At 42.7% G+C, this 19,768-nt stretch carries 19 protein-coding genes; 14 read left to right on the plus strand and 5 right to left on the minus strand.

Features of this window, described 5'->3' with window-relative positions:
- Nucleotides 1-135: 135 nt before the first annotated feature.
- From MZ182_RS07490 to MZ182_RS07505, 4 genes are all read left to right on the plus strand, one after another.
- Nucleotides 136-414 carry a peptidylprolyl isomerase gene (locus MZ182_RS07490; RefSeq protein ID WP_011789858.1) on the plus strand — a complete coding sequence of 93 codons (279 nt, stop codon included), beginning with the start codon at nucleotides 136-138 and terminating at the stop codon, nucleotides 412-414.
- Between the two features lie 67 nt (nucleotides 415-481).
- Nucleotides 482-1,018, plus strand: a complete 537-nt coding sequence (locus tag MZ182_RS07495; RefSeq protein ID WP_115015301.1) for a GNAT family N-acetyltransferase — start codon at nucleotides 482-484, stop codon at nucleotides 1,016-1,018.
- A 163-nt stretch (nucleotides 1,019-1,181) separates the two neighbouring features.
- Nucleotides 1,182-1,412: an RNA-binding S4 domain-containing protein gene (locus tag MZ182_RS07500; RefSeq protein WP_014610310.1), complete on the plus strand. Its 231-nt coding sequence runs from the start codon at nucleotides 1,182-1,184 to the stop codon at nucleotides 1,410-1,412.
- Between the two features lie 22 nt (nucleotides 1,413-1,434).
- Complete coding sequence (locus MZ182_RS07505) at nucleotides 1,435-1,824, plus strand: ribonuclease E inhibitor RraB (protein WP_248066474.1); 390 nt, start codon at nucleotides 1,435-1,437, stop codon at nucleotides 1,822-1,824.
- Between the two features lie 195 nt (nucleotides 1,825-2,019).
- Here MZ182_RS07505 and MZ182_RS07510 read toward each other — a convergent pair whose 3' ends face one another.
- Nucleotides 2,020-2,925, minus strand: coding sequence for a LysR substrate-binding domain-containing protein (locus MZ182_RS07510; RefSeq protein ID WP_011789854.1), 906 nt, complete (start codon nucleotides 2,923-2,925; stop codon nucleotides 2,020-2,022).
- 157 nt (nucleotides 2,926-3,082) lie between these two features.
- Here MZ182_RS07510 and MZ182_RS07515 point away from each other — a divergent pair, with 157 nt between their 5' ends.
- The 4 genes from MZ182_RS07515 (at nucleotide 3,083) to MZ182_RS07530 (ending at nucleotide 10,000) form a co-directional block, all read left to right on the plus strand.
- The gene (locus MZ182_RS07515) at nucleotides 3,083-3,856 is read left to right on the plus strand and encodes a TSUP family transporter (protein ID WP_248066476.1); all 774 of its coding nucleotides are present in this window, start codon (nucleotides 3,083-3,085) and stop codon (nucleotides 3,854-3,856) included.
- Between the two features lie 382 nt (nucleotides 3,857-4,238).
- Complete coding sequence (locus MZ182_RS07520) at nucleotides 4,239-5,384, plus strand: exonuclease SbcCD subunit D (RefSeq protein WP_248066479.1); 1,146 nt, start codon at nucleotides 4,239-4,241, stop codon at nucleotides 5,382-5,384.
- The gene (locus tag MZ182_RS07525; RefSeq protein WP_248066481.1) at nucleotides 5,381-8,437 is read left to right on the plus strand and encodes an AAA family ATPase; all 3,057 of its coding nucleotides are present in this window, start codon (nucleotides 5,381-5,383) and stop codon (nucleotides 8,435-8,437) included. The genes MZ182_RS07520 and MZ182_RS07525 overlap by 4 nt, the downstream gene beginning before the upstream one ends.
- Nucleotides 8,438-8,704: 267 nt before the next feature.
- Nucleotides 8,705-10,000, plus strand: coding sequence for a peptidoglycan DD-metalloendopeptidase family protein (locus tag MZ182_RS07530; RefSeq protein WP_248066530.1), 1,296 nt, complete (start codon nucleotides 8,705-8,707; stop codon nucleotides 9,998-10,000).
- A 320-nt stretch (nucleotides 10,001-10,320) separates the two neighbouring features.
- Here MZ182_RS07530 and MZ182_RS07535 read toward each other — a convergent pair whose 3' ends face one another.
- The 4 genes from MZ182_RS07535 to MZ182_RS07550 form a co-directional block, all read right to left on the minus strand.
- The gene (locus tag MZ182_RS07535; RefSeq protein WP_011789849.1) at nucleotides 10,321-10,791 is read right to left on the minus strand and encodes a hypothetical protein; all 471 of its coding nucleotides are present in this window, start codon (nucleotides 10,789-10,791) and stop codon (nucleotides 10,321-10,323) included.
- Nucleotides 10,792-10,888: 97 nt separating this feature from the next.
- Nucleotides 10,889-11,398 (minus strand): M48 family metallopeptidase, encoded by a 510-nt coding sequence (locus tag MZ182_RS07540; protein WP_011789848.1) that lies wholly within the window; start codon nucleotides 11,396-11,398, stop codon nucleotides 10,889-10,891.
- A gap of 41 nt (nucleotides 11,399-11,439) precedes the next feature.
- On the minus strand, nucleotides 11,440-11,877 hold the full coding sequence (locus tag MZ182_RS07545; RefSeq protein ID WP_011789847.1) for a DUF3010 family protein: 438 nt from the start codon (nucleotides 11,875-11,877) through the stop codon (nucleotides 11,440-11,442).
- Between the two features lie 139 nt (nucleotides 11,878-12,016).
- Nucleotides 12,017-13,366 carry a DEAD/DEAH box helicase gene (locus tag MZ182_RS07550; protein ID WP_115015298.1) on the minus strand — a complete coding sequence of 450 codons (1,350 nt, stop codon included), beginning with the start codon at nucleotides 13,364-13,366 and terminating at the stop codon, nucleotides 12,017-12,019.
- A 246-nt stretch (nucleotides 13,367-13,612) separates the two neighbouring features.
- Between MZ182_RS07550 and rssA the strand changes: the two genes are divergently transcribed.
- From rssA to ribA, 6 genes are all read left to right on the plus strand, one after another.
- On the plus strand, nucleotides 13,613-14,575 hold the full coding sequence (rssA, locus tag MZ182_RS07555; RefSeq protein WP_011789845.1) for a patatin-like phospholipase RssA: 963 nt from the start codon (nucleotides 13,613-13,615) through the stop codon (nucleotides 14,573-14,575).
- Between the two features lie 86 nt (nucleotides 14,576-14,661).
- A complete protein-coding gene (locus MZ182_RS07560) occupies nucleotides 14,662-15,351 on the plus strand; it encodes a hypothetical protein (protein WP_115015296.1) in 690 nt (229 codons plus the stop codon).
- A 267-nt stretch (nucleotides 15,352-15,618) separates the two neighbouring features.
- Entirely contained in the window at nucleotides 15,619-17,736 is a 2,118-nt protein-coding gene (nrdD, locus tag MZ182_RS07565) for an anaerobic ribonucleoside-triphosphate reductase (RefSeq protein ID WP_011789843.1), read from the plus strand.
- Nucleotides 17,737-17,851: 115 nt separating this feature from the next.
- Nucleotides 17,852-18,313 carry an anaerobic ribonucleoside-triphosphate reductase-activating protein gene (nrdG, locus tag MZ182_RS07570; RefSeq protein ID WP_014610317.1) on the plus strand — a complete coding sequence of 154 codons (462 nt, stop codon included), beginning with the start codon at nucleotides 17,852-17,854 and terminating at the stop codon, nucleotides 18,311-18,313.
- Nucleotides 18,314-18,427: 114 nt separating this feature from the next.
- On the plus strand, nucleotides 18,428-18,784 hold the full coding sequence (locus tag MZ182_RS07575; RefSeq protein ID WP_011789841.1) for a YibL family ribosome-associated protein: 357 nt from the start codon (nucleotides 18,428-18,430) through the stop codon (nucleotides 18,782-18,784).
- A gap of 255 nt (nucleotides 18,785-19,039) precedes the next feature.
- On the plus strand, nucleotides 19,040-19,651 hold the full coding sequence (gene ribA, locus MZ182_RS07580; RefSeq protein WP_011789840.1) for a GTP cyclohydrolase II: 612 nt from the start codon (nucleotides 19,040-19,042) through the stop codon (nucleotides 19,649-19,651).
- The last annotated feature ends 117 nt before the right edge of the window (nucleotides 19,652-19,768 follow it).

Below are 19,768 nucleotides of genomic sequence, written 5' to 3' on the forward strand. Positions count from 1 at the left end.
TGGTATCTATAGCGCTTTTTTATTCAACAGAATGTTTTTATACTGAACATTCAAAATCTGTTCTAAGTAGACTAAAGAACAGGAACTACATGATATTTGGGGCAAATGTCTCAGGATAGTCGAAGGAGTTTTATTATGGTTCAGGCAACAGCAAGACATTTGTTAGTCAGTAGTGAAGAGCAGTGCCAAGCATTGAAACAACAAATTATCGATGGCGCGGATTTTGCTCAAATTGCTCGTGCACATTCGTCTTGTCCATCGGGGGCGCAAGGTGGTGAATTAGGTTCATTTGGGCCCGGAATGATGGTTAGGGAGTTTGATGAAGTGGTATTTAGTGCACCATTAAATGAAGTACAAGGCCCGGTAAAAACCCAATTTGGCTATCATTTACTTGAAGTTACCAGTCGCAGCTAAGGGTTATGATCTGCATTAAACGGTAGCGTATGTTGCCGTTTTTGTTTTTGGTAAAAATGGAGTTTTTATGCTGGCGCTATATACCGATAGATTGAAACTCAGGAGTTTGAGAGACAGTGATTGGGAGCATTTTTATGCGCTGCACAGTGATCCTGACATTAATCTTTATGTCCGTAACCCTGAACCTGAAGATGTGATCCGCAATAAATTTATTCAGCGCGCGGATACCTGGTTTTATGGTTCAGGGGAGTGGCTTACTCTTGTGATTGAAACTGTGAATACTGGTCAATTTGTCGGTTTAACGGGACTATATTGCCAAAGCATAGAAGAGCAACGTGCAGAAGTCGGTTATCTACTTGCAAAGCAAAGCCACGGAAAAGGCTATGCAACAGAGAGTTTAAAAGCCGTAATCGATTGGGCTTGCTTAAGCTTTAATGTGCATAAGTTTATTGCTCATTGTGCCAAAGACAACAAAGCATCAGCTCGAGTGCTTGAAAAATGTGGGTTTCAACTTGAGGGTTTATTAAGGCAGCATGTTAAAATTGGCGATCATTGGATTGATGATTGTGCTTATGGTCTACTTTCGGATGAAAGGCAAAGATAAACAAGCTACTTCAAACCCTCGGTCGTTTCAGCGATGATGAATATAACGTAATGGGTTACAGGCCCATCCAGCCTAAAGTGCGTTAAATTCCCTGTGATTCCTGCCTCTTCCAGTTATTTGGGTATATAATGCGGCAGGTTTATTTTTAGAAGGCGTGTTATCAGTGGCACAAATTAATCAATTAGCTTTGCATTCTGGTGAAGATTTTATTGAATTGTACAAAGTATTAAAAGTTCAAGGTATGACAAATGCGGGCGGTGAAGCTAAGCATTTTATCGATGCAGGTCAAGTCACTGTTAATGGTGAAATTGAAACTCGTAAGCGTAAAAAAATCATCGCTGGCGATATGGTTAGTTTTAACGGTGTAACCGTCCAAATCATTGCGGCAGAATAAGCCTGAAACAGTGGAGTAAGATATGCAATTTCCAGATGATGACAATGGTAAAATGCTGGCCGCAATGGCTGAAGCGGGAATCGATTTAACTAAGGCTTTGGATGTTGATTTCTTCTTAGTTTTTGAAGATCAACGTGATGCAGAATCAGCACTTGAAGAGTTGGCTAATTCTGATTTAGATGGCGAGCTGGAGCTTAACTTAAATGATGAGTTAGGTAAGTGGGAAATTATTGTGTGTATCAACATGATACCTGACTACGATACGCTGGTTGAGCAAGAAACGATGCTGAACGAATTTGCCGCAGAGTTTGGTGGTATGACAGATGGTTGGGGCGTGATGCAACACCAAGATGGTGACGATGAGTTTATGGAAGATGATGACCACGTCCATGGTGAACATTGTCATCACTAGTTTTAACTAAGTTTACTTACTGTATTTATTATAAAAACCACCATCCTGGTGGTTTTTTTGTTCGTCTATCCTAATCCGGTTTATTTTCTCCCTTTGTGTCTAGACGGATTTTATTATGCTTAAAATGCTGCACTCGCAAAGTGAGTAACTAGGTGTCGCAATTGCAAAATGAGTGGTATAAATCGAGTCGCAGAATTAAGGTTGTTCATAAATTGATTGGCGATAAGGGGCAAAAATCTCTAATAACCAATCAATAAACGCTTGGACTTTTAATGGTAAGCTGGGCGATTTTGGTGTGAGTAGGTAATAAGCATAGGGGCTAATAAAAGGCGCATCGAAGGGGATGACTAAGCTGCCATTTGATAGTTGTTCTTCAATAAAAAATCGTGGAATAAGTGCTGCACCCATGCCACTCGCTGCCGCTTGGCTTAACATATAAAAGTGTTCGACCCCGAAAGTTTGTTCTTGAGTTAACACAAGTCCTACTTTTTTTGCCCAATAGTCCCATAGTTCTGGTCTGGTCGTGTGCTTAAGTAAGGTGACATGATTGATATCAGCAATAGTCTTGAGTTTTGGTGCTAATGAGGGAGCACACACAAGGCATAAATCCTCATCCATCAGTTTGATATAATTGACTCCTTTAGGTATGACGGTGCTACTGCGGATCGCAATATCATAACGGCCTTGGTTAAAATCCACCGCAAAATCCCCAATGGATAAATCGACATAAAGGTGAGGGTGGAGGGATTTAAATTGCTCCATTCTAGGAATAAGCCAGTTAATCGTTAGGCTTGGTAGCACATTAATTGCTAAAGTTTGCGGCCTTGTGCTCTGGCGGCGTAAATCACCTGTAGCACTCGATAAGGTTTGTAGAGCGGCTTGTACATGGGGTAAATAGCGTTGAGCTTCGTCGGTTAGCCCCACTTTTTTGTGGAGACGGACAAAGAGTGCAAACCCTAAATATTCTTCTAATATCCTGATTTGTTTGCTAATTGCACCATGAGTAACATGCAGTTCTTTACTCGCAAGTGTCATACTTTGGAGTCGTGCTGCCGCTTCGAAGGCTCTAAGGGCATTAAGTGGTGGTAGTTCACTGTACATTTTGTGTCCACTCGTGAGGTAAGCATCCTAACAAACAATAATATTAGTGTGAGTTTATCTCACGCTGTGGCGACAATAACTCCTTTGCGTTTATTTGGCAAACGCAGTCTAATGCGCGGCAATCACTCTTTTTTTATCAGAAGAATAATAAATCATCATGGAATTTGAACTGACGCTACAAATTGCTGTATTACTTTTTACTGTCGCTATGGTGGCGGGATTTATCGACTCAATCGCCGGTGGTGGAGGCTTGCTGACCATTCCTGCACTGATGTGGGCAGGCTTGCCGCCTGCGGTTGCCTTAGGGACAAATAAGCTGCAGGCCTGTGGCGGCAGTTTTTTTGCGAGTCTGTACTTTGTCCGTAAAGGGCTGGTTGATCTTAAATCCGTTAAGTTAGCCTTGATTTGTGCATTTATCGGTGCGGCATTGGGCACGATTCTAGTTCAACTCGTCGATACTGAAGTGCTTGAGTTGATGTTACCTTTTTTGATTTTGGCTATTGGTTGTTACTTTTTATTTTCGAAAAAGATTTCAGAAGATGATAAACATCAAGTGCTGACACCTACCGCATTTGCTTTTACTGCGGCATTGGGCGTGGGATTGTACGATGGCTTTTTTGGCCCTGGTACTGGGAGCTTTTTTGCGCTGGCCTTTGTATCGCTTGCGGGGTTTGGTTTGGCGAAGGCAACTGCCCACGCAAAACTACTTAATTTCTCCACTAACATTGCTTCGCTGATCTTCTTTGCCTTGGGCGGAAAAGTGATTTGGTTATTAGGATTAGTCATGCTGGCAGGGCAAGCGATTGGTGCAACTTTAGGTTCTCGTCTCGTGATCACTAAAGGTACAAAGATTATCAAGCCGTTGGTGGTGACTATGTCCCTTGCTATGAGTTTTAAACTTTTGGTGAGCCAATATAATTTTTTTTCGTAAACTATTTGATATTAAGCATTTTATAAAACTCACTCATCAATAGAAGCTCTTTAAGCTGCGGATGAGTGTATCTTAGTGACGTCCATTTTGGCTCAAAAGTTAAGCCGAGGTGGATATCACCCAAAAGATCCGCCAAATGACGACTTAAAACGTCTCATCCTACTTTGAGTTAGGTGTACTCTTTCAAGTTTTTTGAATAGTATTACCTGTCATTTTTAATACACTTTTTAGGCTTCTTATTGTTTTGGCGTGTATTTTAAATATTGTGTACATATTTAATCCGATTGATATAAGTGCAGTGTCTATCTTGCCAGTCTTATTTGCATCGACGGGCGGCATGTGCGTTCGGGTTTAGCGCCACCACTTCTTTAAAAGAGCGATTATGAAATTTATCCACACCTCGGACTGGCACATAGGTCGTCAATTACACAATCAATCACTACTGGATGATCAAGCTTTTGTGCTCGAGCAAATCATTGCTTTAGCGGATGAACACAAGGTGGATGCCGTGATTGTGGCGGGGGATATTTATGACAGATCGATTCCGCCTGCGAATGCGGTTGCGCTGTTAGATGATGTGCTTAACCGCTTAGTGCATGATTTGGGCCTGCAAGTCATTATGATTGCGGGTAACCACGATGGTCACGAGCGCTTAGGTTTTGCAGCAAAACAAATGGCGGCAAGTGGGTTACATATTATTGGGCCTTTGAGTGCTGACATTCATCCCATTACTTTATCGAGTTCAAGCGGTGATGTGGTGTTTTATCCCTTGCCCTATGCCGAACCTGCCACAGTGCGCCAAGTTTTTGAGTGTGAGGCGGCAAGCCATGAGGCCGCAATGACGCTATTGCTTGAACAAGTACGCCAGCACGATAGCCAAGGTTTGCCGAAAGTGGTGATAAGCCATTGTTTTTTGGATGGTGGTAGCGAGTCAGAATCTGAGCGGCCACTGAGCATTGGTGGCGCCGATAAAATATCGCCAACGCTATTTACTGAGTTTGATTATGTCGCCCTTGGACATTTGCACGGACCGCAATACAAAGGTGCAGAGCATGTGCGCTACTCAGGATCGATTTTGAAGTATTCCTTTAGCGAACAACATCAACATAAGTCGGTGACCTTAGTCGAACTTAGCGCGCAAACGCCGATTAAAATTCGTTTGTTACCATTAACGTCAATACGCGATGTCCGCATCTTAGAAGGGGAGTTAGCCACATTACTCGCCCAAGGTAAAACGGATATCAGGCATGAGGACTACCTTATGGTCAGACTCCTTGATAAACATGCTATTTTAGATGCTATGGGAAAATTGAGAGCCGTTTACCCTAATGTGCTGCATTTAGAGCGGACTGGTCTGATGGCGGGGCAGCAACAAGTCACTTTGAGCCGAGATCATATCAAAAAAGGCGAGATGGACATGTTCCGTGACTTTTTCTCTCAAGTATCCGGCGAGTCATTAACACAAGCACAGCAAGCTGTGATGGATGAACTCCTGACTAAGCTACACAATGAGGAGCGCCAAGCATGAGACCACTTAGCCTTTCCATGTCAGCTTTTGGCCCCTTTGCATCGACGCAAGAACTTGATTTTACGGCCTTAGGGACTAATCCGTTATTTTTGATTAATGGACCCACTGGTGCGGGTAAGACGACCTTGCTCGATGGTATTTGCTTTGCCCTCTATGGCAAAACCACGGGTAATGAGCGTGAAGGCAGCCAGATGCGCTGCGATATGGCCGATGATAGTCTGCTAACAGAAGTCACTTTTAGTTTTCAGTTGGGTAATAGCAGTTATCGTATTCGCCGTGTGCCAGAGCAAGACAGGGTTAAAAAAAGCGGTGACGGCTCAACGGTGCAGAAGCCCGAAGCTCAGTTATATAAGATAGACGCTGAGGGTAATGAAAGTTTGCTTGTAGCGAGCAAAGTCTCTGAGGCAACCGCTGAGATTGAAGCCTTAACTGGCCTTGATGTGGAGCAGTTTCGCCAAGTGATGGTGTTGCCGCAGGGAAAATTTCGCGAATTGTTAATGGCAGACTCTAAAGCCAGAGAACTGATATTTAGTCAGCTATTTCAAACGCATATATACCGACGTATTGAAGATTCCTTAAAAAGTAAGGCTGCAGATATCCGCGCCTTAGTGAAAGATCAACGCAGTCGCCGTGATGGCATTTTACAAAGTGCGGGTTTAGCATCCGATGACGAACTTAGCTGTGAATTAGCTAAGCTTATGCCAGAACTTGAAACAGCTCAAAGTGCGAAAGAACAGGCATTACAGCAGCAACAATGGGTGATAAAAACCAGCGATGCCGCCCAGCATTTATTGGCCGAATTTGCGCAGTTTGATGCCTTAACTCAAACGGCGGCAGCCCTTGATGCGCAGCAAGAAAACATGGCTGCGCAAACCTATAAACTGAATTTGGCCAAACAGGCGCAGCACTTGGTACCCATGATTGAGGTGTTTGTGGCCCGTGAGCAGGAAGCCAAGGCGGCAAGTCTTGCCCTTGAACATGCGAAAACAGCATTAATCAATGCTAAAAAAGCCTTCGATAATGCAGAGCTTAAGGCCGCTGATTTGCCCGTGTTGGAAGCGTCGTTACTCGAACAGGAACAGGTTAAACAGCAACTGAATGCCTTAGGGCCGCAGCTCAGGGAATTGGATAGGCTTAATAAAACCCTTGAACAAGAGCAAACGCAGCTAATTAGCGCGAAAACACAACTTCAGAATAGCAAACATGAGTTAGCCACCGTAGTCCAAAAACGCCGTGAATTGGAATCCGATCTGCCGCAACTACAGGCCAACAGCGAAACACGCCTCTTATTGCAACAAGCGCACCAGCAGCAACAGCAATTATTGTCGACTTATCAGCAATGGCAACAAGTGGCGGCAAGGGTATCTTCGACACAGGCAAAACTTGTTGAGGCTAAAGTCAAAGGGCAACAACTCAGTGCTCAGCATCAGCAAGCACAGGTTGCATATAAAGCTTTATTGTTGACTTGGCATCAAGGACAGGCCGCTATTTTAGCGCGGCAATTACAGCAAGATGAACCTTGCCCTGTTTGTGGTAGCCAAACACATCCACAGCCAGCACAAAGCCAAGAGCCACTCCCAAGTGATGAAGTGCTGCAATTAGCACTAGAGGCTGAAACGAATGCCCAAGAAATCCTGAGCAAAGCCAGAGCGGAATATCGTGGGCTACAAACGCAGCTAGAAACTTTGCAACAGCAAGCACAAGATCTCGCGGTCCAATTGGGCACTGCGGTTGATATTCCTTTAGATGAACATACGCATACTTTGTCGCAATACGCTTTCTCACTCACTCAAGCGGAGCAAGCCCATCAGCAGTTACAGCTGTTACAGCAAGAGATTGCATTGTTGCACGCACAGGAAACGCATCTACAACAAAAGCTAGAGCAAGGGCAAACACACGACAGTGCACTGCAATCTAAAGTGGATATATTGCAGGGGCAGTTAGCACACATGCAGCAAAGTGTTCCATCTGCACTTACAACGCTTGAGGCCTTAACTGCAGCAATAGCGCAAAATCAGCAAAGTATTAGCCAAATTAAGCAACAGATTACTAGTGTTAGGGATCTCCAACAACAGACTGGCCAATCTTTTGTTGCGGCTAAAGCGGCACTTAATGGTGCTGAAAATGCTGCTGAGGCGGCATTAGCCCAGCAAACGCGTGCACAGCAGCAACTCAATCAGCAATTAGTCGTAGCAGGTTTTGCCGATCAACAGGCCTTATTTGAGGCCATGCTCGATGAAGAACAACAGCGTGCATTAGCCAGCGAGATTGAGGCTTACCAGCAGCGCAGTGCTTTGACCAAGGCCCAGTGTGAACAGTTAGCGCTTAAGCTTAAAGATAAAGTGCCACCCGATAGCATTAAGCTCGCTGCCGAGCTTGAGTCGGCGCAGCAAGCATTACACGCAGCAGAGCAGGCATGGCAGCTGCTTCACACCCGCACAGTATTACTGATGCAAACCCAAACCCAGCTGAGTATTGCCGATGCAAAAGCTAAGGTTTTGGAAGATGAATATGCGGTTATCGGTACCCTCGCAGATGTCGCTAATGGAAATACAGGTAATAAGATCAGCCTGCAACGTTTTGTGTTAAGTGTACTGCTCGACGATGTGCTGTTGGAGGCAAGCCACAGGTTACATCTGATGAGCAAAGGGCGTTATCGTTTATTGCGTAAGGAAGATAGGGCCAAGGGCAACAAAGCGTCAGGGCTCGAATTGGAAGTAGAAGATGCTTACACCTCCAAAGTGCGTCCTGTGGCCACATTAAGTGGTGGAGAAAGTTTTATGGCTGCATTATCGATGGCGCTTGGTTTATCCGATGTAGTACAAGCCTATGCCGGTGGTATTAAACTCGATACCTTATTTATTGACGAAGGTTTTGGTAGTTTAGACCAAGATTCTTTAGAGCTAGCGATTCGCACTTTAATGGATTTGCAATCCTCAGGCCGGATGATAGGGGTGATTTCCCATGTTTCAGAGATGAAAGAGCAGATAAATACCCGTATTGATATACATAAAACCTCACATGGGAGTGAAATGACGATAGTTTTGCCTTAGTTCAATAAGATGACGACTTTTTATCTGTAACGTATTGTTATTAAAGAGTAATAAACATTTGTTTTTGTTTGTTTAACATCTTGATGAAGTCATCATAATCACTTTAAAGTGCTAAGTAGCGCATGTTTTTCATTAATTGTGCAACTAAAGAGTAAAATACCGTTTGTCATAATCGGTTTTTTGATATAAGTTGGGGAAATTCGGGCTTCCCGCTACACAGTAATGGTTCAAGATATAACGCCAAAAAGATAACGAAAGGTGAAAGCGTTGCAGACAGGCAAACCCAATTTGATCAATTTTTCGCAACCCCGTTTGCAGAATTTATCATCAACTCATAAGAATATTCTATTAGTGGGCGGTTTATTGATCGGTGCAGCTATGCTATTACCGGATAATAACCATGTCGTGCCAACAACTCAGCGTATCCCTGTTGTTCTCGATATTGAGAATATCTTACCTCAGACTTCTGAATCTATTGAACAAGCTGCTATCATAGATAATACGCCTGATTTTGAGCGTATTATCGTTTCTGGAGATACCCTAAGCGGTCTATTTTCAAAAGCAGGTGTTGATCATCAAACTATGTATAGGGTGTTGGAAGCCGATCTCAATATTCTTGCCCTTGATACCTTATTACCTGGTAACCGGATCCAGTTTTGGCTGGATAATGATGGGCAATTACAAAAGTTAGAGTTGTATTTTAATGCGGCACGCCAAGTCGTATTTACTCGTTATGAGGATGGCAGCTTTAACGTTGAAGAAGTCAACGTAGAAGGTGTTTGGCAAAATCGAATTTTAACGGGTGATATTAAAGGTTCATTTTACGTATCAGCACAAAAAATGGGGTTAGCTGCTGCGGATATTCAACGTATTGAAGATTTACTCAAAGAGAAAGTCAATTTCGCGCGTGACTTGCGTGCAGGCGATAAGTTTTCTGTTTTGGTAAATGATCAATATGTTGAAGGTGAAGCGACAGGAAGCAGCCAGATATTGGGCGTAACAATTAAAACTGGCCGTTCTGAAGTGAGTGCTTTTCAGCATACTGATGGTAGTTATTATGATGCGAAAGGGCAGAGTTTGGTTCGTGCATTCCAGCGTATTCCATTAGCTAAACAACCTCGTATGAGTTCTCGTTTTAATGCCTACCGTAAACATCCCATTACTGGTCGAATTTCTCCCCATAATGGTACGGACTTTTCAGTGCCTATTGGTACTAAGGTGATTGCACCGGGTGATGGCGTTGTCAGCTTAGTAACGGATCATCAATTTGCAGGTAAATATATTGTTATCGAACATGGTGGTAAATACCGTACCCGTTATTTACATCTTTCCAAATCCCTTGTACGTAAAGGTCAGCGAGTGACTCGAGGACAAGTGATTGCTTTATCAGGTAATACCGGCCGTTCAACGGGCCCACATTTGCATTATGAGTTCCATATTAATGGTAAACCAGTTGATCCTATGAAAGCGGATATCCCAATGTCTAGTCAATTAGCAAATCAAGAACTGAGAACCTTTACAAATTTGGTTAAGAGCCGCCAAGCTTTAATGGATTTAGGTTAATCAGGCTAGTTTGATACTGTTGATATCGGATGAATTGAGACATAAAGTTTAATCCGGATTACAATAACGTGAAGCTCACCTATGCCGATGAAATAATATATTTCATCGGCATTTTTATTTTAGAGGTTCAATATAATACGGTAAAAATTGAGTATTCTCATTGAGTCAATCTGTCTATCTCTTACAATGGCAATAATGAAAAAGAGGAAACAAATTGTTATAGGCAGTTTAGTAAGGTTATATGACTTATAGAATGCGAACCCATCAATATAAATCTGGTTTAAAACCGTTTTTGCAATATAAGTTATTGTACGTAGCGACTAACTTGCTTGGCGTCGATGAATGGCTTTTAATGCGCACTTACAGAGTTTTCCTTTCAGTGCCGGACACCCACTACATGGAGATTTTTTATAGGGATGTAATGCAAAGCTACGTCCAGAGGGTTGAGGTGTAAGGCGTCTAATAATCACTGGTGATGATAATTTTGCATCGTTTGCGGCAATAAACGTCATCTTAGCGAGCTTTAGTTGCTTTTTTAGGATTGATTTATCGAGAGCGTCTATGGGGGGCTCTGAGATATGTGCAGCTAATAATTTAGCGATGTGTTTGCGAAGTGCTTTTTTACTTTGTATTTTCTCTTTATCAATGATATCAACAATAAAATTCGGCCTTATTTGGTGATATGTCAATTTTGCGCGTGCGCTTGTTAATTTAGCCTGCCTCTTTAGTATCTTTTTTGCTTGTTTTTTACACCATTTATCAAGCAGCTTATCAATTTGACGCTTTTTCATATCATATCGCTTCTTTACTAAAGTGACTTTATGAGTCTAAATGAAAATTATTATCAGTCAAGTGACGGGTGTTTATAAGCGCTAAATTGTTTACAGATTAAGCAGAATAAGGGGATATGTTAGCGTCGATACAAGTTAATAATAAACGTAAATCAAATTCAAACTGGTGATAATCCGGCTCCATATGGATGCACAAATTATAGAAAGCTTTGTTGTGATCTTTTTCTTTTAAATGGGCTAATTCATGTACGACGACCATACGCAACAAAGGTTCTGGTACACGCTTTAAACGCGAAGAAATGCGAATTTCGTTCTTCGCTTTGATTTTATTGCCTTGAACTCGTGCTACATAGGAATGCAAGCCAAGTGCATGATGACTAATGTTAATTTTATCGTCAAAAATCACTTTTGATAATGGTGATGATTGACGTAGAAAACTGTTTTTTATCTCTTGGGTATAGTCATAGAGCGCTTTGTCACTACGAATATCATGGATTTTAGGGTGACGACGCAAAAGTACATTTGGTAGGGTACCTGCATCGAGTAGCTGTTGCACTTGGTCTTGGATATCAGGACTGTAGCCGTTGAGGTATTTTAATGATTGCATAAGTTTCAAGGCTCCGAAGCGGATCGGAGCCCAAATTGTAATTATACCTTACCGAAAATATGGCGATTTTGCTGAGCGTAAGCGGCTTCAAAAGCAGCTTGTTGTACCCGTTTAAGATCTAAACTGTCAAAATCCACTTGGGGAGGATTGCGTTTATTTTGTTCTTTAATGGTCACGGGTGATAACAGATGGACGGGTATATCGCCTAATTGGATGGCAGCTTCTAACTTAAAGCTGGTGGCAGAACCAGCCAATTTACCTTTTTGTTCACGTTCGATGATAACAACTTCATCGACCTTATAATCTTGCATGAGTTTATGAAAAGCAAAATGAAAGTCACGTATAGCCTCGGTAGTTGATGATTGCGAAACACTGAAGGATACCTTACGGCATTCAGGGACATTAAATGTTTCACCTTCATAGCTCAATAGACTGATGATGGCCTCGCCACCTTTTAACTCAACACCACAAACTCTCATGTTACACCTTCAAAATATCAATAATAGCGTTATTGTCGCTGGAATTTAGAACAATGCGCGAATCACTTCCGCTCATTGATGGTTCTAGTTAATAGTCTTGAGCATAACAGCATCAACACTATCAATATTAATTTAAAAATTAAACTTCTTCAGTATCATTATCTTGCAGTAAAGGGGCTGTGGGCTTTCTACGCATTGGTGCATCGCCAATATCGACCCCAGTAATAAAACGTTTATCCCTAGACGGTGGGGCTTTAACCGTTTTAGCTTTGGTTTTTCCAGCAGAAGTGCTGGTTTTTGCAACACGCTTGATTGGCGTTTGCTTAGATAGCTCTTTTAAACCGCTGAATTTTGCTTCTAAACCCGGAATAACACTGATTTCAAATGTTTTTCTGAGGAATATTTGGACTTTCTTGAAGTTATCCCAGTCTTTGGGGCCAACTAGGGATATCGCGTCGCCTTTTGCGCCAGCTCTGCCAGTTCGACCGATACGATGTACGTATTCTTCGGCAAATTTAGGCATATCAAAGTTAATTACTAATGATACATTGAGTAAGTCAAGACCACGCGATGCAACATCGGTCGTGACGAGGATTTGCTGTTGGCCACGGGCGAATTGATCCATGATTTGGTTACGTGCAGCTTGCTTTAAGTCGCCACTCAGTGCCGCAGTCGCAAATCCTTGGGTCGATAATTTTGCCGCTAATCGCTCGGTATCGGGGCGGGTTGCGGTAAAAACAATCACTTGTTTGTGAGTTTCATCCTGAAGTAAGCGAGTCAGCAGGGCTTCTTTATGATCTAAATGATCGCAAAGAAAAATACGCTGATGAATGTCATTGTGCTCGCTATGGGATGCATCAATTGCAACATGTGCAGGATTTTTAAGCAGTGTAGCTGCAATATCATTGATTTCACTGTGATCTAATGTGGCGGAGAACATTAAGGTTTGGCGACGTTTATGATCAGCGGCTTCATTGATCGTTTTAAGCTGTGGTGCAAAACCTAAGTCTAACATACGGTCTGCTTCATCAAGGATTAATAGTTCTAATCCATTGAGGAACAAATGTTTTTGCTCTAAATGATCGGCAATGCGTCCAGGTGTCGCCACGATGAAATGGGGCTCTTTTGCTAATGCTTTAGCTTGATCATTAAAATTCTCCCCCCCAAGTACACTAATCGCCTTGTACTGAGTGTTGGCCACCAGTAAGCGAAGCTGACTATAAACTTGGTGAGCTAATTCGCGTGTCGGTAATAAAATCAATACCCTAGGATCGCGTTTACTGAGTGAGCGGGTGGATATAACTCTTTGCAATGCTGGCAGCAAAAAGGCCAAGGTTTTACCCGAGCCTGTTTTTGACGAAGCCATTAAATCTTTACCTGCCAATGCGATAGGCAGTGCTTGTTCCTGGATGGCGGTGGGTGCGGTGATCCCCATATGTTTTAAGCTTTGTAAAAGACGCTGGTCCAGAGAAAAATCGGTAAATTGCAAAGGTATATCCCCAAAAACGTAGTAAGGGCAGATTATAGCCTTAAAGGGCTGTTCTCAGCTATCCACATTGATAATTATCTCGGTTTAGTACCATTTTGAGAAAAAACAGCGTGGGATAGTTTCACTCAGTAGCATTATTTTGCATTGACATTACAACCTCTTAATTATGTGTATTTCACCATTGACAGCCGATGTGATGGAAACTTAGGTTATTCTGTGTATCGGTCAGTAAAGAGGAAGCATTTTATGGTAAGGGGAACGTCACCCACTATTGGTATTGCCTTAGGTAGTGGAGCGGCAAAAGGGTGGGCACATATTGGTGTATTAAATGGACTAGCGGCTATGGGGGTTAAGCCTGATAAAGTTGCGGGCTGTTCTATAGGGGCGTTAGTTGGTGCCGCATACGCCCATGACCATTTACCTGAACTTGAAGAATGGGTGCGAAGTTTTTCCAGTTGGGATGTTTTAGGATTAATGGATATTCGTTGGCGAAAAGGGGGCTTGATTGGTGGCGATAAAGTCTTCGATGTTCTGCAATCCCGTATTGGTGATGTGAAGATTGAGGAGCTTAATCGTCCGTTTGCTGCTGTGGCAACCGATTTATATTCAGGACAAGAGATTTGGTTTCGCCATGGGGATTTACGCCAAGCGGTTAGGGCTTCTTGTTCTATGCCCGGTATTCTAGCACCCGTTCGACAAGGTGAACGCTGGTTAGTGGATGGTGCTGTGGTAAATCCTGTTCCTGTGTCGGTGAGTCGTGCAATGGGGGTCGATATTGTGATTGCCGTTGATTTAAATGGATATCATCCCGGACGATTACAGGTTTTGCCTGTTAATATGACAAGTCATAAGGCCACTCAAGGAGAAATGGATTTGCCCGCTAGACAGGATACGGGATTTATGGATTTATTTGCCCGTGGCAGAGAATATGTGAGTAGTTTGACGGATAAGTTTTCCCTTGGTACCAAATCTAATCCGGGCATGATTGCTGTGATGTCGCAATCAATGGGTATTTTGGAGCAAAGGCATAAGCGATCGCGTTTAATGGGTGATCCTCCCGATATTTGTATCGTACCCGAAGTGGCCGAGATAGGAACAATGGAGTTTCATCGTGCCAGTGAGGCGATTGCCGCTGGTGAAGCTGCTGTCGCGAAAGTGGCTCATTTGATTGAAGCGGCATTATGGCGGGGAAACGAGCATAGAGAATGAATTATTGATACATTATTTTACAACTCATTGTTTGGCCTATTTTTTGCTTAAATTGCAAATCACTTATCGACGCCAAAGTTTTGACAATGAATTCAATTTTAAACACTCTGAACCTAAATCGTAGCAGTGCTAGCATCATTGATGCTTATGGTGTAAACAGCCAAAAGGCTAGTACAACCAAAACGGATGCTAGTGCTGAAACGACACAAACCCAATCGAGTGTGACTAAGTCCGACCAAGCAAGTTCTGATGAGATTGCCTTATCTCCACGAGCACTACGGGCTCAAAAAATTCAGGCAATGTCGAAGGATTTTTTTGCTGACGGCAAATTCAGCGTTGCCGATATTCCCGCATTAGTTTCTCGATTACAACAGGACGGTATTTTATCCGATTCACAGGTAGAGCGTTTATCTCAAAATGGTATTAAAGTGCCGAGTAAGGAGACGCCAAGCAAACAATCACTGCAGGATTTTTTGGATGATGAATTAAAAACACTCGCCAAAAATTCACCTAATAGCTCACTCATCAACACCTTAGTCGATGCAAAAAGTGTGCTGTCCAATATGGATGATGCCCAGTCACCAGTATTAGCACAAAAAGCCGCCAAGGTATTTGGGCAATTAACAGAGTATATAAACTCTGAACCGCCTATGACCGACAAGCAAAAACAACTTTGGCAAGGGCTTAAATCAACCATGCAAGTAGCGTCATCACTTGGGGCTCAGCAATCTGCATCTGGTCAATTAAGTAGCTATTTAGCATTAGCAAAACGTTAATTAAAAAGTGAATAACTGTGAGCAGAGCCGGTATGTTATCAACTTCTGTGCAATAGCCTGCTTTATGACTTAGGTCAAGGTGTGATGCTCAGATCATTGGGCTTTGCTACAGTTCTTATTTGTTCTTTTCTTCTATCCTAGAAACTATGATCTGGATCATGGAAGTTTCAGCATTGATACCGCTTAATACGCTATATATTGTGCTTATGGATTATTTAATCACTATATGTAGTGTTAATTTTAATCGGGATGGAGAGGAACTGAACAATGCCAGTCGTGATCAAGCGGGATGGTTGCCGCACACCTTTTGATGAAACAAGGATAAGAGATGCAGTGATGGCCGCTGCAAACTCGGTTGGGATAGAGGATGAAGACTATGCTGCGACTGTTGCTGCTTGTGTCAGTCAACGTGTTGCCTCATTAACCGAAGTTGATATTCATCATTTGCAAGATGCTGTAGAAAACTTGCTAATGGAAGGCCCTTATAAGTCATTAGCTCGAGTGTATATTGAATATCGCCATGACAGGGATATTTGTCGCGAAGCGACCAGTAAATTAAATTTAGAGATCCGTGGTCTAGTTGAACAGAGTAATGCCGCGCTGCTAAATGAAAATGCCAATAAAGACTCAAAAGTTATTCCAACACAACGTGATTTACTGGCTGGCATCGTGGCTAAGCATTATGCCAAGAGTCATATTCTGCCAAAAGACGTTGTGGCAGCCCATGAAGCGGGTGAAATCCATTACCACGATCTCGATTACTCGCCATTTTTCCCGATGTTTAACTGCATGCTCATTGATTTGGCGGGGATGCTGACCCATGGCTTTAAAATGGGTAATGCCGAGATTGAAACTCCAAAGTCAATTTCTACCGCGACCGCAGTCACTGCGCAGATCATCGCCCAAGTCGCGAGCCATATTTATGGCGGTACGACCATTAATCGCATTGATGAAGTGTTGGCCCCTTTCGTGGCAAAAAGTTATGACAAACACTACCAAGTCGCGTTGAATTGGCAGATTAAAGATGCCAAAGCATTTGCTACTGCTCAAACTGAAAAAGAATGCCATGATGCCTTTCAGTCCCTTGAATATGAAGTGAATACTTTACACACGGCCAATGGGCAGACACCATTTGTCACCTTTGGGTTTGGCTTAGGGACTTCTTGGGAATCACGCCTCATTCAGCAATCTATGCTCAAAGTGCGTATGGCAGGTCTCGGTAAAAATCGTAAAACCGCCGTATTTCCAAAGCTGGTGTTTGCTATTCGCGATGGTATTAACCACAAGGCAGGAGACTGCAATTACGATGTAAAACAAATGGCACTCAAATGCGCGAGTATGCGTATGTATCCCGATATTCTCAACTATGAACAGGTTGAAAAGGTGACGGGATCATTTAAAACCCCAATGGGTTGTCGTAGCTTTTTGGGTACTTATAAGGAAAATGGTGAGTTAGTCCATGAAGGGCGAAATAACCTCGGTGTAGTGAGTCTTAACTTGCCTCGTATCGCCTTAGAAGCCAATGGTAATGAGGCCGAGTTTTACCGTATTTTAGATGAACGCCTATTACTTGCCCGCAGAGCATTAGATACACGTATCGAACGCTTAAATGGCGTAAAAGCACGAGTGGCACCGATTCTTTATATGGAAGGGGCTTGCGGTGTGCGTTTACGTGCTGATGACGATATTGCGCAAATTTTCAAAAATGGTAGAGCATCGATTTCATTAGGTTACATTGGATTACATGAAACCATTAATGCGCTCTATGGCACTCAATCCCATGTGTTTGATAGTACTGAATTACGGGAAAAGGCCATTGCGATAGTTGCCTATCTCAAGGCTGCGACTGATGCTTGGAAAGCAGAAACCGGTTATGGTTTTAGCTTATATAGTACGCCCAGTGAGAGCCTTTGTAGTCGTTTCTGCAAATTGGATGCGAAGCAATATGGTGTAGTGGCAGGCGTCACTGATAAAGGCTATTACACTAATAGTTTTCATTTAGATGTAGAAAAACACGTAAACCCTTATGACAAAATCGATTTTGAACAGCCCTATCCGGCAATTGCTAGCGGTGGGTTTATTTGCTACGGCGAATATCCCAATATGCAGCATAACCTCGAAGCATTAGAAAATGTCTGGGATTACAGTTATAGCCGTGTACCTTATTATGGGACAAATACGCCTATTGATGAATGTTATGACTGTGGTTTTACTGGGGAATTTAGCTGTACAAGTAAAGGGTTTACTTGTCCGAAATGTGGTAACCATGAGCCAAGCAGAGTGTCAGTCACTCGCCGTGTTTGTGGTTATTTAGGTAGCCCAGACGCAAGACCATTTAACCATGGTAAGCAGGAAGAGGTAAAACGTAGGATCAAACACTTGTAACCATCTTGCATTATTCTTCTGTTAAACTGACCTTGGAACGCAGTACGAGAATACTCTGCTGCGTTGCGTGTTTTAGTCTAAATTGGCTCAAGGTGTTGAACCTAGGACTGAGTTCATGAATTATCACCAATATTATCCCATCGATGTGGTCAATGGTCCGGGAACCCGGGCAACCTTATTTGTTTCAGGCTGTGAGCACCAGTGTCGTGGTTGCTATAATCAAAGTACTTGGGATGTGCGATCTGGTCATCCTTTTGATAAAGCAATCGAAGATCGTATTATTGCGGATCTTAATGATAAGCGCATTGTTCGCCGAGGCCTGTCACTTTCCGGGGGCGATCCTTTATTGCCCGCTAATCTTGAGGCGGTATTAGCCTTAGTTAAACGGGTCAAAGCCGAATGTGAGAATAAAGACATTTGGCTATGGACAGGTTATGTACTTGATGACCTATCTGAACAGCAAAAGGCTGTGCTTACTTACATTGATGTACTGGTTGATGGAAAATTTGAACAAAGTTTAGCGGATCCAAGTTTACCATTTCGAGGTAGCAGTAATCAGATCATACGTTTGTTATAAAAGCGGTAACGAGGATCTGCAACTTGCTGTTATAATCCCAAGCCTTGACACAGATGCTAGCATAATTAGGCTAAGATTTTACTGTGGCTAACATAGGTAATTTAAGGTAACAGAATGAATTTAAAGCAAGAACTGCAGCAGCTTAACGATAAGCTAGATAAATTTCGTCGTAAACTTGCTGCGGCTGAACAACGAGGTGATGAGGCTGTTATTGCTCAGTTCAAACGCGAAATCGCTGCAGTCACTAAGCAAATTAGCAGTGTAAAAGGCCAACATACACGCTTATTGCATAAGCAGGGAGATGATATTAAACATCTGCCTTTTCATCGAGCGTTGACTAAAGCAGAACAAGCGGACATGGGGCAATTGAAAAAGTCCGTTAAGGGTCTGGTTGTGGTTCACCCAATGACGGCACTCGGCCGTGAGATGGGATTAACCGAAGTGACGGGTTACGCTCCTGCGAAGTTTTAAGACTCAAGATACGTAAATCTGGCACGAGTAAATAGGGGAGAACAAGTATAGATTCGAGTGTCGATGATATGCTACTTCCCTCATTGTCAGGTCGGCAATCAGATATAATCAAACCTGATTTATATTGCAGTTGATTGAATGGATTGCCCAATACACTTTAAAATACGGTGCTCGTTGCTTAAGAGCCTAACTTAGTTTTGTTTTTAGGGATGTTTCTTCGTCTCATGGAATGAGAGTTGTCGTTAAGGTTATGTCATGTCGATAAAATATGTCGCGACGTCAAAGTTACCCACTCCTTGGGGTGTGTTTGCTATGCATGGTTTTGAAGATACAGAAACAGGCAAAGAGCATGTCGCACTCACCTTTGGAACACTTAGTGCTGATGAGCCTGTTTTAGGCCGTATCCATTCAGAATGTTTGACTGGTGATGCGCTATTTAGCCTGCGTTGTGACTGTGGTTTTCAGCTACAAACGGCTATGCAAAATATTGCCGAAACAGGTTGCGGTTTTATTTTATATTTACGTCAAGAAGGCCGTGGCATTGGCTTGTTGAATAAGATCCGCGCCTATGAGTTACAAGATAAAGGTGCAAATACGGTTGAAGCAAACGAGCAATTAGGTTTTCCTGCGGATATGCGTAAGTACGATATGATCAAACCCATGCTTGAGCAGATTGGTGTGAAGCACGTACGTTTAATGACCAATAATCCGCGCAAAGTCAAAGCGATGAAAGAGTTTGGTATAGAAGTCGTTGAACGAGTTCCTCTGCAAGTGGGCAAAAACCGTTATAACGAAGCCTATTTAAAAACCAAATCCACAGAGCTAGGCCATATGATGTCCGAATATCATTTTGTAGATGAAGACTAAGTGTTTTGAGCTAATAACTGGTTAAGTCATATAAACTAGGATGGTTTAAGTCAATTGAGCCCTTTTTTTAGCCGGTTATACTTAAAAAATTTACCTGTGTCGGCGTGGCTATTAGGG

The organism is Shewanella sp. JNE2, from assembly GCF_023159115.1.
GTDB lineage: Bacteria > Pseudomonadota > Gammaproteobacteria > Enterobacterales > Shewanellaceae > Shewanella > Shewanella putrefaciens.

What these genes read in the sequence shown, in the direction of transcription:
- MZ182_RS07490 (WP_011789858.1), top strand. Translation starts at nt 136, where the DNA reads ATGGTTCAGGCAACAGCAAGACATTTGTTAGTCAGTAGTGAAGAGCAG.
- MZ182_RS07495 (WP_115015301.1), top strand. Translation starts at nt 482, where the DNA reads ATGCTGGCGCTATATACCGATAGATTGAAACTCAGGAGTTTGAGAGAC.
- MZ182_RS07505 (WP_248066474.1), top strand. Translation starts at nt 1,435, where the DNA reads ATGCAATTTCCAGATGATGACAATGGTAAAATGCTGGCCGCAATGGCT.
- MZ182_RS07510 (WP_011789854.1), bottom strand. Translation starts at nt 2,925, where the DNA reads ATGTACAGTGAACTACCACCACTTAATGCCCTTAGAGCCTTCGAAGCG.
- MZ182_RS07515 (WP_248066476.1), top strand. Translation starts at nt 3,083, where the DNA reads ATGGAATTTGAACTGACGCTACAAATTGCTGTATTACTTTTTACTGTC.
- MZ182_RS07520 (WP_248066479.1), top strand. Translation starts at nt 4,239, where the DNA reads ATGAAATTTATCCACACCTCGGACTGGCACATAGGTCGTCAATTACAC.
- MZ182_RS07525 (WP_248066481.1), top strand. Translation starts at nt 5,381, where the DNA reads ATGAGACCACTTAGCCTTTCCATGTCAGCTTTTGGCCCCTTTGCATCG.
- MZ182_RS07535 (WP_011789849.1), bottom strand. Translation starts at nt 10,791, where the DNA reads ATGAAAAAGCGTCAAATTGATAAGCTGCTTGATAAATGGTGTAAAAAA.
- MZ182_RS07540 (WP_011789848.1), bottom strand. Translation starts at nt 11,398, where the DNA reads ATGCAATCATTAAAATACCTCAACGGCTACAGTCCTGATATCCAAGAC.
- MZ182_RS07545 (WP_011789847.1), bottom strand. Translation starts at nt 11,877, where the DNA reads ATGAGAGTTTGTGGTGTTGAGTTAAAAGGTGGCGAGGCCATCATCAGT.
- rssA (WP_011789845.1), top strand. Translation starts at nt 13,613, where the DNA reads ATGGTAAGGGGAACGTCACCCACTATTGGTATTGCCTTAGGTAGTGGA.
- MZ182_RS07560 (WP_115015296.1), top strand. Translation starts at nt 14,662, where the DNA reads ATGAATTCAATTTTAAACACTCTGAACCTAAATCGTAGCAGTGCTAGC.
- nrdD (WP_011789843.1), top strand. Translation starts at nt 15,619, where the DNA reads ATGCCAGTCGTGATCAAGCGGGATGGTTGCCGCACACCTTTTGATGAA.
- nrdG (WP_014610317.1), top strand. Translation starts at nt 17,852, where the DNA reads ATGAATTATCACCAATATTATCCCATCGATGTGGTCAATGGTCCGGGA.
- MZ182_RS07575 (WP_011789841.1), top strand. Translation starts at nt 18,428, where the DNA reads ATGAATTTAAAGCAAGAACTGCAGCAGCTTAACGATAAGCTAGATAAA.
- ribA (WP_011789840.1), top strand. Translation starts at nt 19,040, where the DNA reads ATGTCGATAAAATATGTCGCGACGTCAAAGTTACCCACTCCTTGGGGT.